Below are 15,735 nucleotides of genomic sequence, written 5' to 3'. Positions count from 1 at the left end.
TACGTGGGCACGACCGGAAACACGACCGGAAAGCAGAACCAGAAGCAGGGGAAGCAGCAGCTCGGGGGCCAGGAGCAGGAGAACCGGAAGCAGGAGTCGGCCCCTGACTCCGGCCCCGCCGGGGTCTCGCGGCGGCGGCTGCTGGGCGGTGTCGGCGCGGCGGGCGCCACCGGGCTGGTGCTCGGGGCGGCGGGCGGGGCCGCCGGGTACGCCGCGACCCGGTCCGACGCGCCGACCGCCCTGACGACCGTCGGCTCCACCGAGGCGATGTTTCACGGGAAACATCAACCGGGGATCACCACTCCGCTTCAGGCCCGGGGCCATCTCGTCGCCTTCGACCTGGTGGCGGGCGCGGGCCGCAAGGAAGCCGTGGCCCTGATGCGGCGCTGGTCGGCGGTGGCGCGGGAGCTGATGGCGGGCCGCCCGGCGGGGGGCTCGGCGGACGGGCCCGGCCATGACACCGGGGTCGCGCTGGACGCGGGCCCCTCCTCCCTCACCGTCACCTTCGGCTTCGGCCGTACGTTCTTCGCGCGTACGGGCCTCACCTCCCGGCTGCCCGCCGCGCTCGACCCGCTGCCCGCGTTCTCCTCCGACCAGCTGGACGCCAAGCGGTCCGACGGCGACCTGTGGGTGCAGATCGGCGCCGACGACGCGCTGGTCGCCTTCCACGCGCTGCGGGCCGTACAGAAGGAGAGCGCGGGAACAGCAAGGGTGCGGTGGCAGATGAACGGCTTCAACCGCACCCCTGGAGCCACCGCCCGGCCGATGACCGCCCGCAACCTGATGGGCCAGATCGACGGGACCGGCAACCCGAAGCAGGCCGACGAGGACTTCGAGCGGCGGGTCTTCGTGCCCGCCTCCCCCGGCACCCCGCACGAGTGGCTGGAGGGCGGTTCGTACGCCGTCGTCCGCCGGATCAGGATGCTGCTGGACGACTGGGAGAAGCTTCCGGTGGACCGGCAGGAGCGGGTCATCGGGCGGCGCAAAGCGGACGGGGCCCCGCTCAGCGGTGGCGGTGAGACCACCCCGATGGACCTCGACAAGGCGGGCCCGGACGGCCGGCTCGTGATCCCCGACAACGCCCACGCCCGGATCTCCTCCCCCGAGAAGAACGGCGGGGCGGCCATGCTGCGGCGCCCGTTCTCGTACCACGACGGGATGGCGGAGGACGGCACTCCGGACGCGGGGCTCCTCTTCATCTGCTGGCAGGCGGACCCGTTCAAGGGCTTCGTGCCGGTGCAGCGCAAGCTCGACCGGGGCGACGCCCTGTCACCGTTCCTCCGGCACGAGGCGAGCGGCCTGTTCGCGGTGCCGGGCGGGGCGGCGGAGGGCGAGTACGTGGGGCAGCGGCTGCTGGAGTCCTGAGGGGGCCGGACTCCGAGGAAGTGGCCCCGGGGGAACGGGAGGTGGTGCGCCGGGGCCGTGGGAGGCGGGGGCGTGGGAGGCGTGCCGCCGGGGGCGTGGAGGGCGGGGCCCCGAGTCCCGTACGCTTCCGTCCCGACCGGATTCTGAGACGGCCCCGCCCCTGCCGTACGGCGCAATAGGGTGAGCGTATGTCAGCCACGCGCTACGCCTATCTCGGTCCCGAAGGCACCTTCACCGAGGTCGCCCTCCGCACGCTCCCGGAAGCCGCCACCCGCGAGCTCGTCCCGATGGTGTCCGTACCGGCCGCCCTGGACGCCGTACGCAACGGGGAGGCGGCGGCGGCTCTCGTACCGATCGAGAACTCCGTCGAGGGCGGCATCACGGCCACGCTCGACGAACTGGCCGCCGGTGATCCCCTGATGATCTACCGCGAGGTGCTGCTCTCCATCACCTTCGCGCTGCTCGTACGGCCGGGCACCAAGTTGTCCGACATCAAGACGGTCACCGCGCACCCGGCCGCCCAGCCGCAGGTGCGCAACTGGATGGCGGCCCACCTCCCGCAGGCCGTGTGGGAGTCGGCGGCGTCCAACGCGGACGGCGCCCGGCTGGTCCAGGAGGGGCGCTACGACGCCGCGTTCGCCGGTGAGTTCGCCGCCGCCACCTACGGCCTCGAACCGCTGGTGACGGAGATCCACGACGCGGAGAACGCCCAGACCCGCTTCGTCCTGGTGGGACGCCCGGCCCGGCCGTCCGCCCCGACCGGGGCCGACAAGACGTCCGTCATGATCTGGCTGGGCGACGACCACCCCGGTGCGCTGCTGGAGCTGCTCCAGGAGTTCGCGGTGCGCGGCGTCAACCTGATGCTGATCCAGTCCCGCCCGACCGGCGAGGGGATCGGCAACTACTGCTTCGCGGTGGACGCCGAGGGGCACATCGCGGACCGGCGGGTGGGGGAGGCCCTGATGGGGCTGAAGCGGATCTGCCCGAAGGTGCGGTTCCTCGGTTCGTACCCCCGGGCGGGCGTCTCCGCCGACGAGGTCCGGCCGCTGCGGGCGGGTACGTCGGACAGCGACTTCACCGAGGCCGCCGACTGGCTGGCGCGCAGCCAGGACGGGCGGATCTGACCTCTGCCCGGCGGTCGCCGCGACCACAGCCGGAGCCGGAGGCAGATCCAGGTGCAGATCCGGATCAGAGCGCTCCGGATCGGGCGGGAGCCGGACCGAACCGCTCCGGATCGGGCGGCTCCATGCGCTGCGCTGTGGTCCTACCTACAGATAGTCATCCGCCCACAGAGTTATCCACAGGCTGGCTTCTCGACCTGGGGACAAGTCGACACCCCAATACGACATCGTCGACAAATCAACGCAGCGAGCCCGGAGGTGTCCACAGAGGGCCGACTCGGCACGAGCCCTCCCCGGTCGTGCGAATTCCCTTGATCAACTCACCAGAGCGACGAATTGCCACCCGAATGAGCGTGCGGGGCGAGTTTCGACAGCGGATGCGGGGGAATCGACGGATCTTCGACCGGCCTTCGTCCAGCCTCCGGAACATTCCGTTCCGACATCCACAGAACTTCTTCACAGCCTGTGGATAACCACCCCGGAACGCTTCCCCCTGTGGACAACGCCAGGGGATTCGCCCCCAACTCCCCCTCCATCCAAGGTTCGTGCGTCAAGAGGCCCCGCCCCTTCTGCCCTGTTCAGGGGAGTTAACCGCCGTTATTGACGCAACCCCGGCCCGAGCCCTGCGAACAACCCCCGGACCCCACCTCGCGATTCACCCCCAGAAATATCAATTCCGGCAATTCGGTCAAAGTGACACGCCTGGCAATATCGGTTCAAGTGCGAGATCCACGCACCGGTAGCCTGGAGGGGTGATTGACCTTCGCCTGCTCCGTGAGGACCCCGACCGTGTTCGCGCCTCCCAGCGCGCCCGTGGAGAGGACGTCGCGCTCGTCGACGCCCTGCTCTCCGCCGACGAGCTGCGCAGGTCGTCCGGCGTCCGCTTCGACGAACTCCGCGCCGAGCAGAAGCAGCTCGGCAAGCTGATCCCCAAGGCCACCCCCGAGGAGCGCGCCGAGCTCCTGAAGAAGGCCGAGCAGCTCAAGACCGACGTGAAGGCGGCCGACGCCGCCCAGGACGAGGCCGACGCCGAGGCCAAGCGGCTGCTGCTCCAGCTCGGCAACCTGGTCCACGAGGACGTTCCGGTCGGCGGCGAGGAGGACTTCGTCGTCCTGGAGACGCACGGCACCATCCGCGACTTCGGCGCCGAGGGCTTCGAGCCCAAGGACCACCTGGAGCTCGGCGAGGCGCTCGGCGCCATCGACATGGAGCGCGGGGCGAAGGTCTCCGGTTCGCGGTTCTACTACCTCACGGGCGTCGGCGCCCTCCTGGAGCTCGCCCTCGTCAACGCGGCGATCGCCCAGGCCACCGAGGCCGGCTTCATCCCGATGCTGACCCCCGCGCTGGTCCGTCCGCGCGCCATGGAGGGCACCGGCTTCCTCGGCCAGGCCGCGGAGAACGTGTACCACCTGGAGAAGGACGACTACTACCTGGTGGGCACCTCGGAGGTGCCGCTCGCCGCGTACCACATGGACGAGATCGTCGAGGCGGACAAGCTCCCCCTGCGCTACGCCGGGTTCTCCCCCTGCTTCCGCCGCGAGGCAGGGACATACGGCAAGGACACCCGGGGCATCTTCCGCGTCCACCAGTTCGACAAGGTCGAGATGTTCTCGTACGTCGACCCGGCCGACGCCGAGGCCGAGCACCGCAGGCTCCTGGAGTGGGAGAAGCAGTGGCTCACCGGCCTCGAACTGCCCTTCCAGGTCATCGACGTCGCCACCGGCGACCTCGGCGCCTCGGCCTCGCGCAAGTTCGACTGCGAGGCGTGGATTCCGACCCAGGGCAAGTACCGCGAGCTGACTTCCGCGTCGAACTGCGACAGCTTCCAGGCCCGCCGCCTCTCCGTCCGGATGCGCGAGGGCAAGAAGGTCCAGCCGCTGGCCACGCTGAACGGCACGCTCTGCGCCGTACCGCGCACGATCGTGGCGCTCCTGGAGAACCACCAGCTGCCCGACGGTTCGGTCCGGGTGCCCGAGGTGCTCCGTCCGTACCTGGGCGGGCGCGAGGTCCTGGAGCCGGTCGCCAAGTGACCTTTCCCTTCAAGCTCGTCGCGACCGACCTCGACGGCACACTGCTGCGCGGGGACGACACGGTCTCCGAGCGCACGCGCGAGGCACTGGGCGCCGCCACGGCGGCCGGTGCCGCGCACATCATCGTCACCGGGCGCTCGGTCCCCTGGACCCGGCACATCCTGGACGACCTCGGCTACGAGGGCCTCGCCGTCTGCGGTCAGGGCGCGCAGGTCTACCACGCGGGCGAGCACAGGCTGCTGACCTCGCTGACCCTGGACCGGCAGCTCGCCGGGCTCGCCCTCTCCAAGGTCGAGGCGGAGGTCGGCCCGCTGGCGCTGGCGGCCAGCCGCGACGGGCTGGAGGGCGAGGTGCTGGTCGGCCCGGGCTACCGGGTGCAGGAAGGGCCGCTCCCGTACGTCTTCGTGGACGACGCCTCCGAGATGTGGGCCGCCCCCCTGAACAAGGTCTACCTCCAGCACCCGGAGCTCGACGACGACGCCCTCGCCACCGCCGCGCGGGCCGCCGTCGGCAATCTGGTCGACGTGGTCATGGCGGGCCCCGGCGTGGTGGAGATCCTCCCGCTCGGGCTGAGCAAGGCGACCGGCCTCTCGCTGGCCGCCCGCCGGCTCGGCGTGAAGGCCGCCGACACCATCGCCTTCGGTGACATGCCGAACGACATCCCGATGTTCGGCTGGGCACGGCACGGCGTGGCCATGGCCAACGCCCACGACACCCTGAAGGCCGTGGCACACGAGGTCACCGCGTCGAACGAGCACGACGGCATCGCGGTGGTCCTGGAGGAGCTGCTCCGCACGGGCTCCATCGCCGCCGCGCCGCACTGACGTAACACTGCTGTCGGCCCTGCCCGCCGCCGCTGAACTCCAGCGGCGGCGGGCAGGGCTTTCTCCCATCACGCCTCAGCGGCGCCCGCCGCGCCTCCGCAGGTCCTTCAGCTGTTGCGCGAACACCTCCATGCACGCGTCGAACCGGGCGTCCATCCGCACGACGTCCTGCGACAGGTCGGAGAGCCGCACGCTCATCGCACCGACCACCTGCTGCGTCGCCTCCACCTTCCGGTCCAGGCTGTCCAGCCGCTCCGACATCCGGCAGAGCACCGGCCCGAGCTCCTGGAGCGCACTGCCGACATCGGCGAGGCAGCTCTCGATCCGGGTGACCCGCACATCGAGCGAGTCGTACGGGGCCCGCAGCGACTCCTCGGCGTCGAGGAGGTACGTACGGACGCAGCGGGCGATGTCGCTGTCGCGAAGAAGCAATGCGACGTTGAGGACGGTTCGGCGGGTGTAGAGGGTCAGCTGGGTGGCTGCCTGTGGATAACTTTCCCCCTCCGCACCTCCCCAAAGGGACTCCATGTCCCTTTGAAAGACATGCAGCTCAGAGCCTCGGAGCACTTTGAGTCCGTTCTCCGCCACCTCTTCCCGATGGCGCTGGACCACCTTTTTGACGACCTCTGTGGATACTTCGAAGTAACGTGCCACATCCTCTGTGCGAACGTGAATTCCGTCCGGGAGCATGACAAGGCTCTTCACCTTGTCGAGGACATCGACGCGCCCCATCTGCTCGACGCGCAGCGCGCGCGATTCGAGCAGGGCGACTTCCGTGGGCATGGGCATGCCTTCCGTACGAGGGAATGACAAGGGACGGCCCCTACCCCGGGCTGCAGGGGTGGAGGACGCTCACGGTTGCCACTCACTCGATGACCGGACCGGTGGGCTCCGCCTCACCCGGGTCCGGCACTCCCCGATTTCACGAACGCTACGACGCCACGGATTCCAGTTGCCTCCACGCACCCTGACCAACGACCCGATAAACGTACGGTTACGCGCACATCTGTCCTGGTCATACGACAACCCCCGCCCCTGGGGAACAAGGGGCGGGGGTTGCGCAAGGTGCCACCGGGATCAGACCCGGCGAGGGCTCACTCCTCTCCGGCCAGCTTCAGCGCCCGCAGCTTCTGCCCCGCGTACCAGGTGGCGGCCACGGTGACGGCGGCCAGCAGGACCGTCGCGAGCGGCAGGCCCACGTCCGAGGTGACCATGCCCTGACCGGCGACCTTCTCCGCGACGGCGAGGGACCACTGCTGGACGCTGAGCGTCCGCGCGCCCGGCACCAGGCTGCCGAAGAGGGCCTCCCAGACCAGCGCGTACACCAGGCCGATGACCACCGCGTGGCGGCTGACGGTGCCGAGGAGCAGGAACAGCGCGCTGTACGCGATCGAGGCGACCAGCGCCGCGACCGTGTAGGCGATCGCGATCTGCTGTCCGTTGCCGTTGAGGATCAGCCCCGCGAGCAGGGTCGGCAGGGCGGAGAAGACCATGGTCACCGCGATGGCGACGATCAGCTTGGTGAAGATGATCGTGGGCCGCTTCACCGGCTTGGCCAGCAGGTAGACGATCGAGCCGTCGTCGATCTCGGGGCCGATCGCCCCGGTTCCGGCGATCACCCCGATCAGCGGGACCATCGTGGCGATGGCGAACCCGCCGAGGACGTTGGCGGCGACCTGGTCGTCGGCCCCGGCGAACGTGCGGACCGCCGCCGCGAGGGCCAGCAGCAGCGCGGGGAGGACGAACAGGATGGCGGCCCGGCGCCGGCCGAGCAGGGCCCGGTAGGTGAGCCGGGCGACTGTGGGGTCGTACATGACGGTGCACAGCTCCTTTCAGGCCACTACTCAGGCCGCTACGAGGTAGGAAAAGACCGATTCGAGGGACTCGTCGGACGGGGAGACGGTCAGCAGCCGGATGCCCTGTTCGCGGGCGACCTTCGGCAGCAGTTCGGTGAAGCGCCCGAAGTCGACGGCCTGGATGCGCAGGGCCTTCTCCGTCAGGTCGACCTCGATGCCCGCCGTCGACGGGTCGGCGATGAGGGCAGCCGCCAGCGCCCGGTCGTCGCTGGAGCGGACCAGGTAGCGGTGCGGCCGGTCCGTCATCAGGCGGCGGATCTTCCGGAAGTCGCCGGAGGCCGCGTGCCGCCCCGCCACGATCACCTCGATGTGCGAGGCGAGCTGCTCGACCTCCTCCAGGATGTGCGAGGAGAACAGGACCGTACGCCCCTCGGCCCCCATCCGCCGCAGCAGCTCCATCAGCTGCATGCGCTGGCGCGGGTCCATCCCGTTGAACGGCTCGTCCAGCAGCAGCACCGAGGGCTCGTGGACCAGCGCGGACGCCATCTTCACGCGCTGGCGCATGCCCTTGCTGTACGTGGAGATCTTGCGGTCCTGCGCGTACTCCATCTGGACCGTGGCGAGCGCCTTCTGCGCCTCGGCCCCGCCCAGCCCCTGGAGTTCGGCGTTGGCGACGACGAACTCCTTGCCGGTCAGGAAGTCGTACATCCCTTCCCGCTCCGGGACGATGCCGATCTTCTTGTAGACGCTCTCGTTGCGCCAGATCGGCTGCCCGTCGAGCGTGACCTTCCCCGTCGAGGGGGCGAGGAATCCGCCCATCATGTTGATGAGCGTGGACTTCCCGGCGCCGTTCGGGCCGAGCAGTCCGGTGACGCCGGGGCCCACCGTCATGGAGACGTCGTTGACGGCGACCACATTGCCGAACCAGCGCGAGGTGTGGTCGATCTCGATGGTGGTCACAGCCCGACCCTCCGGTAACGGCGCATCAGGACGGCGTACGAGCCGGCGACGAGCGCGAGGACAACGAACAGGTAGACCACTCCGGTACCGGCCCCCGGGCCTTCCCCTCCGGGGAAGGCGGAGGTGGCGCCGAGGAACGCGGTCTGCACACCGTCGATCAGCGTGATCGGCGAGAAGAGGCCCAGCCACTCCACGGCCCCGGGCGACCCGGTCTCCCAGGCGATGGCCTGGACCGTGGAGACGGCACCGTAGGAGATGGTCAGCAGCGCGATCACCGCGGCCACACCGAAGCCCCGGCGCGGGGTCAGGGCGGCCATCACCAGGCCGAGCCCGGCGAACAGCACGGACAGCAGCGCCACCGACACCAGCCCCTGGCCGAACCACTTGGTCTGGTCGACGAAGTCGAACTTCGCGAGCAGAGAGCCCACATAGAGGATGAGCAGCGGCGCTCCGGTGAGGATGAAGAGCGCGGACGCCGTGGCGGCGAGCTTCGCGACGACGTAGTCGGCGCGTTCGATCGGCCGCGAGAAGTACAGGGGGACGCTCTTGAAGCGGAGGTCCCTGGAGACCGCCTGCGGGGCCTGTGCGGCAATGAAGAGGCCGATGACCGCCTGCAGGTAGATCGCGTACGACGTGTACTTGACGACGAGTTGGGTCGAGCCCGGCGTGGCCATGGAGACGGCCACCAGGATCGCCGCGACCAGGGTCATCACGCCGAACAGCAGCATGGGCAGCACCTTGGACTTGGCGGAACGGCCGAGTCCGAAGGAGCCCCGCAGGGTCTGGGAGTAGAGCGAGCGGCGGGCGTAGGCCCGGCCGAGCCGCCTGCCGTCGTAGGAGCGGTAGCCGATGTTGTGGATCCGGGAGGTCTCGCGCCCGGACGCGGCCTTGGTCTCGGTGCTCATCGCGACCGCTCCCCTTCTGCTGGTACGGCGCCCTCTGTCCGTGGCTGGTACGGCGTCGGTGTGGTGGCCGGAGCCGGGACGGGGCCGGAGCCGGTGCGCGCACCGGCCTGTTCGGTACGGAAGACCTCGGCGATGTGGTGACGGCGCTGCTCCATGCGGACCAGGCCGAGACCGAGCCCGGCGACGCTGTCGCGGACCAGGTCGTAGGTCTCCTCGCCGGTCGCCTCGACGAGCAGGATGTGGCCCGCGCCCGGCAGCCCCTCCGTGTCGATCCCGTCGTGGCCGAGCAGGGTGACCCCGGCCCCGGTGAGGACCTTGCGCAGGGCGTCGGTGCCGTCGGGGTGGGTGTCGCTGTCGGTCACCTCGACCGCGAGCGTGGTGGTGATCTGGGTGAAGTCGCTGGTGGAGCTGGAGCGCAGGAGGGCGCCGCCGTCGATGACGACGACGTGGTCGCAGGTGCGCTCCAGCTCGCCCAGGAGGTGCGAGGTCACCAGGACGGAGATGCCGAAGTCGGTGTGGATGCGGCGGATCAGGCCGAGCATCTCGTCGCGGCCGACCGGGTCGAGGCCGTTGGTCGGCTCGTCGAGGAGGACCAGCTGCGGGTCGTGGACGAGTGCCTGGGCCAGCTTCACCCGCTGCTTCATGCCGGTCGAGTAGCCGCCGATGGGCCGGTAGCGCTCCTCGTAGAGGCCGACGTGGCGCAGGGTGTCGGCGGTGCGCTCGCGGGCCGCCGTGGGCGGCAGCCCCGACATGCGCGCCATGTGCACGACAAATTCGGTGGCCGACACATCGGGCGGCAGGCAGTCGTGCTCCGGCATGTACCCCACCCGCTCCCGGATGGCGGCACCGCTGGTCGCCACATCGAGCCCGAGCACCGCGGCCCGGCCCTCGGTGGCGGGGGAGAGACCCAGCAGGATCTTGATCAGCGTGGACTTGCCGGCCCCGTTGGAACCCACCAGACCGGTCACACCTGGTCCGATGTCCAACGTGAGCCGGTCGAGCGCGGTCACCCGGGGGAACCGCTTGCTCAGGGCTTCAGTAGCGATAACGGCAGTCACATTGACGACGGTAGTGGCGCGGGCCACAGCGATCGTCAGCCCTGACGGCTGGATCGGCATCAGACTCCAGACGTACGGCCCCGTAGGGGGACCCCGTGAAGGAGGAGCCGAGCGGGAGTTCCGGCCGCGGCCGACGCCCCTGTCCCGGAGTTTTCCACAGGCGGTGCACACCCCTTGACGCAGCCGCCGGACATTGTCACATTCATCAGTGTCACGTTACGGGCACGTACCGCACACGGCAGGGAACGGACGGTGGCATGGTCTCGGCAGTGCAGACGATTTCGGCAGCGCGGGGCAAAAACGCCCCAGAGCTGCGGGGGTTCAGGGAAGTGCAGCGCCTCGCCTACGCCTGCGCCGAGGCCGTCGCCGGTCAGCTCAGACCGGGGGTGACCGAGCGCGAGGCGGCCCGGATGCAGCGCGTTTGGCTGCGGGAGCGGGGCGTGCGGGACTGGTTCCACCTCCCCTTCGCGTGGTTCGGCGACCGCACGGCCTTCGCCGGGTTCAAGGTGCCGCTCCAGTTCTTCCCGACCGACCGGAAGCTGGAGCCGGGCATGCCGTTCATCCTCGACATGGCCCCGGTGTACAAGGGCTTCACCGCCGACATCGGGTATGCGGGCTGTCTCGGGCTCAACCCGCTCCACAACAGGCTGCTGGCCGATCTGGAGGCGCACCGCGAGCTGATCCTGCGGGAGGTGCGCGAGCGCCGTTCGCTCCGGGAGATCTACGAGGACGTCGACCGCCTCATGACCGCCCAGGGGTACGCGAACAGGCACCGCGCCTATCCCTTCGGCGTGATCGCCCACAAGGTGGACCGCGTCGCCGAACGGCGTTGGTCGCCGCAGGTGTTCGGGTTCGGCACCCAGGCCCTCAAGGGGCTGGTGAGCGACGCGGTGCACGGCCACCGGGACGGCTGGTCACCGCTGTGGAGCCCGTACCGCTTCTCCGACCATCCCCCGCAGCCCGGTCTGTGGGCGGTCGAACCCCACCTCGGATTCCGGGGTACGGGCGCGAAGTTCGAGGAGATCCTGGTCGTCACCGACTCCAGGGACCCCGAGCAGAGCGCCTTCTGGCTGGACGACGATCTGCCGCATGTGCGGCGCTGGGCCGAGGAGAGGGTGGCGGCGTGAATCTGCCGGGAGCGCGCGAGCGCCGGGTACGTACGGGTGGCGTCGAGCTGTGTGTCGCCGAGCTGGGTGACGCGGAGCGGCCGACGGTGGTGCTGGTCCACGGGTATCCGGACAGCAAGGAGGTCTGGTCCGAGGTCGCCGTGCGGCTGGCCGAGGAGTGGCACGTCGTGCTGTACGACGTACGCGGCCACGGCCGTTCGACGGCCCCGAAGCCGCTGCGCGGGGGTTTCACCCTGGAGAAGCTGACCGACGACTTCCTCGCGGTGATCGACGCCGTCAGCCCGGACCGGCCGGTCCATGTGGTCGGTCACGACTGGGGGTCCGTGCAGTCCTGGGAGTTCGTCACGGTCGGGCGGACCGAGGGCAGGATCGCCTCGTTCACCTCGATGTCCGGCCCGTCCCTGGACCACTTCGGGCACTGGATCAAACGGCGGATGACCCGTCCCACCCCGCGCCGGGTCGGTCAACTGCTGGGCCAGGGCGCCAAGTCCTGGTATGTGTACATGCTCCATACGCCGGTGCTGCCGGAGCTGGCCTGGCGCGGGCCGCTCGGCAGGCGGTGGCCCGGCATCCTCCAGCGGCTGGAGAAGGTGCCCGCCGGGGACTACCCGACCGCCTCCCTGCCCGACGACGCGGCGCACGGGGCCTGGCTCTACCGGGACAACGTCCGCGCCCGGCTGGGCAGGCCGCGCCCCGACGCCTACGCCCACGCTCCGGTCCAGCTCATCACGCCGACCGGCGACTCCTTCCTCTCCGAGCGGCTCTACGACGACCTGGAGCAGTGGGTCCCCCGTCTGGTGCGCCGGTCGCTTCCGGCCAAGCACTGGGTCCCGCGCACCCGGCCCGACCGACTGGCCGCGTGGATCGACGATTTCGCCGCCGCCAACGAGGCGGACGGCCAGGAGGGGCCCACGGCCCAGCAGCCCGCGGGGAAGGGGCCGTACGCGGAGCGGTTCGGCGGTCAGCTGGTGCTGGTGACGGGGGCCGCCTCCGGGATCGGGCGGGCCACGGCCTTCGCGTTCGCCGAGGCGGGCGCCCAGGTGGTGGCCGTGGACCGGGATGCGGAGGGGGCCGCCAGGACGGCGGAGCTGGCCCGGCTGATCGGGGCCCCGGCGGCCTGGGGCGAGGCGGTCGACGTCAGCGACGAGGCGGCGATGGAGAAGCTCGCCGACAAGGTCGCCACCGAGTACGGCACGGTCGACGTCCTGGTCAACAACGCCGGGATCGGGCTCTCCGGCTCCTTCCTGGAGACCACGAGCGAGGAGTGGAAGCAGGTCCTGGACGTCAACCTCTGGGGCGTCATCCACGGCTGCCGGATCTTCGGCAGGCAGATGGCCGACCGGGGCCAGGGCGGCCATATCGTCAACACCGCCTCCGCCGCCGCCTTCCAGCCCTCCCGCGCCCTGCCCGCGTACAGCACGTCGAAGGCGGCCGTGCTGATGCTGAGCGAGTGCCTGCGGGCCGAGCTGGCGGAGAAGTCGATCGGGGTGAGCGCCATATGCCCCGGCATCGTCAACACCAACATCACCGCCACCACCCGCTTCGCCGGGACCGACGCGGCGGAGGAGCAGCGGCTGCGGAAGCGGACCACCCGGCTCTACGGGCGCCGCAACTACCCGCCGGAGAAGGTGGCCGACGCGATCCTGGAGGCCGTCGTCCGCAACCGGGCCGTGGTGCCGGTGACTCCGGAGGCGCGCGGCGCCCGGCTGCTGTCCCGGCTGAGCCCCGGGGCGCTGCGACGGCTCGCCCGAGTGAAGCCGCCGCTGTGAGCGGGCGGGAGGCGGGGACGGCACCCACGGCGGTCCACGGTCAGGACGGCGGCGGCGCCGAGTACCGCATCGAGGATCTGGCCCATGCCAGCGGGGCCACGGTGCGCACGATCAGGGCGTACCAGGACCGGGGGCTGCTGCCGACGCCCGAGCGCCGGGGGCGGGCCAATGTGTACGGGGAGGCCCATCTGGCCCGGCTGCTCCGGATCGCGGACCTCCTGGAGCGCGGCTACACCCTGGCCAGCATCAAGGAGTTGCTGGAGGCGTGGGACGCGGGGCGGGGGCTGGGCGGGGTGCTCGGCCTGGTCGCCGAGGTGCACGGGCCCTGGACCGACGAGGAGGCGAGCCGGATCACCCGCGCGGAGCTGGACGCGAAGTTCGGCGGTACGCAGGACGACGAGGCGATCGCCGAGGCGGTGGAGCTCGGGGTGCTGGAGCGCGTCCCGGGCCGGGACGACGAGTTCCTCGTACCGAGCCCGCAAGAGCTGGCGGTGGCCGTCGAGTTGCACGCGGCGGGCGTTCCGCTGCTCGCGATCTCCGGTCATCTGAAGGAACTTCGCGGCCAGGTCGAGCACATAGCCTCCCGTTTCCTGGAGTTCACCACCGAGCATGTCTTCGCCCGCTATCTGGGCCACCGCCCGCCCACCGACTCCGACGCGGCCGAGGCGGCCTCGATGGTGCGCCGCCTCCGGCCGCTCGCGCAGCAGACGGTGGACGCCGAACTGGCCCGCGCCATGCAGATGTTCGCCACCCGGCATCTGCATCACCACCTCGGCGCCCAGGAGAGCGCCATCGAGGGGAGCGAGACCCGCCCGGTGCTGCTCCCGGCCCGGACAACACAGGCTGTTCAGGACCTGGTTGGCGCCGACCGGGTGGCGGACTTCATCGCGGCAGCCGCCGAACGCGAGGTGCAGGCCCGCACGTTGGATGCGCTCACCTCATCTCACGCAAGAACCAATAAAGTTGACGAAAAGGGTTAAATCGCCCGGCAGTTGTCCACAGAGTTGTCAAATAGCCTGTGGATAAGTCGAGTTGGCTGTGGATCAAACCTGGGTACGGAGAAAGCCGAAAAGAATCCTGTAGGAAATCCGGATGCACCGATGAACTGCCCACGGGCACTCTGGCGGGATGGACGAACGTCGCACCGTCAAGGTGTCCAAGTACCTCTCGAAACACCTGCGCCACCAGCCGGAGCGGATCGGCATCACCCTCGACGACAACGGCTGGGTGGGCGTCGAGACGCTGCTGAGCGCGGCGGCCCGGAACGGCTTCACCATCACCCGCGCCGAGCTCGACCATGTCGTCACCGTCAACGACAAGCGCCGCTTCACGGTGGACGGCGAGCGCATCCGCGCCAACCAGGGCCACACGGTCACCGTCGACCTGGACCTGCCGCCCGCGCAGCCACCGGCGTACCTCTACCACGGCACGGTCGCGCGGGTGCTGGACGCGATCCGGGCCGAGGGCCTGCGCCCCATGGCCCGCCACCACGTGCACCTCTCCCCCGACCGCGAGACGGCCACCCGGGTCGGCGCCCGGCGCGGCCGCCCCCTGGTCCTCACGGTGGACGCGGGCGCCATGCACCGCGCCGGTCATGTGTTCCGGGTCAGCGCCAACGGGGTCTGGCTCGCCGACGCCGTACCCCCTCGGTTCCTGCGCCTGCCCGGCTGAACCCCGGCCGTCAGGCCAGCTGGGCGGGCGCCTCGGTCGCGATGCGCTCGTAGACGGCCGGATCGATGGCGAAGTCGGAGTCCGGGATCGGGGCGTGGACGGCGATCTCGGTGAACCCCAGCTCCGCGTGGCGGCCCGCGAAGTCGACGAAGGCGTCCACCGACTCCAGCGGGGCGTTGCGGTCGGGTGTGAAGCCGGTGAGCAGAATGCGCTCCAGCCCGGAGGCGTCCCTTCCGACCTCCTCGCAGGCCGCGTCGAGCCTCTTGTTCTGGTCCCGTAGGGCCTGCACCGACTGTTCCGGGGTGCCCTCCTCGTACAGCTTCGGGTCGCCGGTGGTGACCCACGCCTGCCCGTGGCGGGCGGCCAGCCTCAGCCCGCGCGGGCCGGTCGCGGCGACCGCGAAGGGGAGCCGGGGGCGCTGGACGCAGCCCGGGATGTTGCGGGCCTCCACGGCGGAGTAGTGCGTTCCGTGGTGGGTCACCGCGTCCTCGGTGAGCAGCCGGTCCAGCAGCGGGACGAACTCGCCGAAGCGGTCGGCGCGCTCCCTCGGGGTCCAGGCGTCCTGGCCCAGCGCGGTGGCGTCGAACCCGCTGCCTCCGGCGCCGATGCCGAGGGTGATCCGGCCGCCCGAGATGTCGTCCAGGGAGATCAGCTCCTTGGCCAGGGTCACGGGGTGCCGGAAGTTCGGCGAGGTGACCAGGGTGCCGAGCCGCAGCCGTCGCGTGGCGGTCGCGGCGGCGGTGAGGGTGGGGAGGGCCCCGAACCAGGTCCGCTCCCGGAAGGACCGCCAGGAGAGGTGGTCGTACGTGTACGCGGTGTGGAACCCGAGGTCTTCGGCCCGCCGCCAGATCTTCTGCCCTTCGGCCCACCGGTGGATGGGGAGGATCACCGTGCTCAGACGCATGGCCCCGACGATACGCCCGCTCCCCCGGGCCTGCCGCGGGAGCGGGCGCCGGGGACCCCGCACCGGGGCCAGCCCGAGCAGGCGCCGGGAATCACCCCGAGGCCGCCCGAGCAGCTCCGCTACTGGTCGCGCCCCGCCCGGAGTTGGACTTCCGCGGACTCCGGAGGATAGAGCTGGACGGCAGCAGACGCGTGATCGGGAGCCG

The 15,735-nt window shown here is 70.7% G+C and carries 13 protein-coding genes and 1 pseudogene; 8 read left to right on the top strand and 6 right to left on the bottom strand.

The features are described from left to right. The first annotated feature begins 3 nt into the window (after positions 1-3). The 4 genes from B7C62_17635 to B7C62_17620 all read left to right on the top strand — a co-directional run bounded on the left by B7C62_17635 (position 4) and on the right by B7C62_17620 (position 5,340). The gene (locus tag B7C62_17635; GenBank protein ID ARF73884.1) at positions 4-1,365 is read left to right on the top strand and encodes a deferrochelatase/peroxidase EfeB; all 1,362 of its coding nucleotides are present in this window, start codon (positions 4-6) and stop codon (positions 1,363-1,365) included. A gap of 188 nt (positions 1,366-1,553) precedes the next feature. Next, positions 1,554-2,489, top strand: coding sequence for a prephenate dehydratase (locus B7C62_17630; protein ARF73883.1), 936 nt, complete (start codon positions 1,554-1,556; stop codon positions 2,487-2,489). Positions 2,490-3,238: 749 nt separating this feature from the next. Beyond that, positions 3,239-4,516 (top strand): serine--tRNA ligase, encoded by a 1,278-nt coding sequence (locus B7C62_17625; protein ARF73882.1) that lies wholly within the window; start codon positions 3,239-3,241, stop codon positions 4,514-4,516. Beyond that, a complete protein-coding gene (locus B7C62_17620; protein ARF73881.1) occupies positions 4,513-5,340 on the top strand; it encodes a hydrolase in 828 nt (275 codons plus the stop codon). The genes B7C62_17625 and B7C62_17620 overlap by 4 nt, the downstream gene beginning before the upstream one ends. A 75-nt stretch (positions 5,341-5,415) precedes the next feature. On the opposite strand, the gene B7C62_17615 is transcribed toward B7C62_17620, so the two are convergent. The 5 genes and pseudogenes from B7C62_17615 to B7C62_17595 form a co-directional block, all read right to left on the bottom strand. After that, positions 5,416-6,123 carry a hypothetical protein gene (locus B7C62_17615; GenBank protein ID ARF77222.1) on the bottom strand — a complete coding sequence of 236 codons (708 nt, stop codon included), beginning with the start codon at positions 6,121-6,123 and terminating at the stop codon, positions 5,416-5,418. Positions 6,124-6,434: 311 nt separating this feature from the next. Next, the gene (locus B7C62_17610; protein ARF73880.1) at positions 6,435-7,154 is read right to left on the bottom strand and encodes a hypothetical protein; all 720 of its coding nucleotides are present in this window, start codon (positions 7,152-7,154) and stop codon (positions 6,435-6,437) included. Between the two features lie 30 nt (positions 7,155-7,184). Further along, positions 7,185-8,096, bottom strand: a complete 912-nt coding sequence (locus B7C62_17605; GenBank protein ARF73879.1) for an ABC transporter — start codon at positions 8,094-8,096, stop codon at positions 7,185-7,187. Then, positions 8,093-9,001 carry a hypothetical protein gene (locus B7C62_17600; protein ARF73878.1) on the bottom strand — a complete coding sequence of 303 codons (909 nt, stop codon included), beginning with the start codon at positions 8,999-9,001 and terminating at the stop codon, positions 8,093-8,095. Before B7C62_17600 ends, B7C62_17605 begins: the two co-directional genes overlap by 4 nt. Before the next feature lie 110 nt (positions 9,002-9,111). Then, positions 9,112-10,086, bottom strand: a pseudogene (locus B7C62_17595) (ABC transporter). Between the two features lie 230 nt (positions 10,087-10,316). Here B7C62_17595 and B7C62_17590 point away from each other — a divergent pair. From B7C62_17590 to B7C62_17575, 4 genes are all read left to right on the top strand, one after another. Next, positions 10,317-11,186, top strand: coding sequence for a Xaa-Pro aminopeptidase (locus tag B7C62_17590; GenBank protein ID ARF73877.1), 870 nt, complete (start codon positions 10,317-10,319; stop codon positions 11,184-11,186). After that, entirely contained in the window at positions 11,183-12,955 is a 1,773-nt protein-coding gene (locus B7C62_17585; GenBank protein ID ARF73876.1) for a short chain dehydrogenase, read from the top strand. The genes B7C62_17590 and B7C62_17585 overlap by 4 nt, the downstream gene beginning before the upstream one ends. Next, positions 12,952-13,935, top strand: a complete 984-nt coding sequence (locus B7C62_17580) for a MerR family transcriptional regulator (protein ID ARF73875.1) — start codon at positions 12,952-12,954, stop codon at positions 13,933-13,935. Before B7C62_17585 ends, B7C62_17580 begins: the two co-directional genes overlap by 4 nt. Positions 13,936-14,083: 148 nt before the next feature. Then, the gene (locus tag B7C62_17575) at positions 14,084-14,626 is read left to right on the top strand and encodes an RNA 2'-phosphotransferase (protein ID ARF73874.1); all 543 of its coding nucleotides are present in this window, start codon (positions 14,084-14,086) and stop codon (positions 14,624-14,626) included. Between the two features lie 10 nt (positions 14,627-14,636). Here B7C62_17575 and B7C62_17570 read toward each other — a convergent pair whose 3' ends face one another. Continuing rightward, positions 14,637-15,530: a luciferase gene (locus B7C62_17570; protein ARF73873.1), complete on the bottom strand. Its 894-nt coding sequence runs from the start codon at positions 15,528-15,530 to the stop codon at positions 14,637-14,639. Positions 15,531-15,735: the final 205 nt, after the last annotated feature.

The sequence above is a fragment of the Kitasatospora albolonga genome (assembly GCA_002082585.1).
GTDB lineage: Bacteria > Actinomycetota > Actinomycetes > Streptomycetales > Streptomycetaceae > Streptomyces > Streptomyces stephensoniae.
The sequence above is the reverse complement of the archived record's forward strand: the minus strand, read 5'-3'. Positions and strand labels throughout refer to the sequence as shown.

Excerpts from the sequence above, each read along its gene's own strand:
- B7C62_17630 (ARF73883.1), top strand. The coding sequence starts at position 1,554 with ATGTCAGCCACGCGCTACGCCTATCTCGGTCCCGAAGGCACCTTCACC.
- B7C62_17615 (ARF77222.1), bottom strand. The coding sequence starts at position 6,123 with ATGCCCACGGAAGTCGCCCTGCTCGAATCGCGCGCGCTGCGCGTCGAG.
- B7C62_17610 (ARF73880.1), bottom strand. The coding sequence starts at position 7,154 with ATGTACGACCCCACAGTCGCCCGGCTCACCTACCGGGCCCTGCTCGGC.
- B7C62_17600 (ARF73878.1), bottom strand. The coding sequence starts at position 9,001 with ATGAGCACCGAGACCAAGGCCGCGTCCGGGCGCGAGACCTCCCGGATC.
- B7C62_17590 (ARF73877.1), top strand. The coding sequence starts at position 10,317 with ATGGTCTCGGCAGTGCAGACGATTTCGGCAGCGCGGGGCAAAAACGCC.
- B7C62_17575 (ARF73874.1), top strand. The coding sequence starts at position 14,084 with ATGGACGAACGTCGCACCGTCAAGGTGTCCAAGTACCTCTCGAAACAC.
- B7C62_17570 (ARF73873.1), bottom strand. The coding sequence starts at position 15,530 with ATGCGTCTGAGCACGGTGATCCTCCCCATCCACCGGTGGGCCGAAGGG.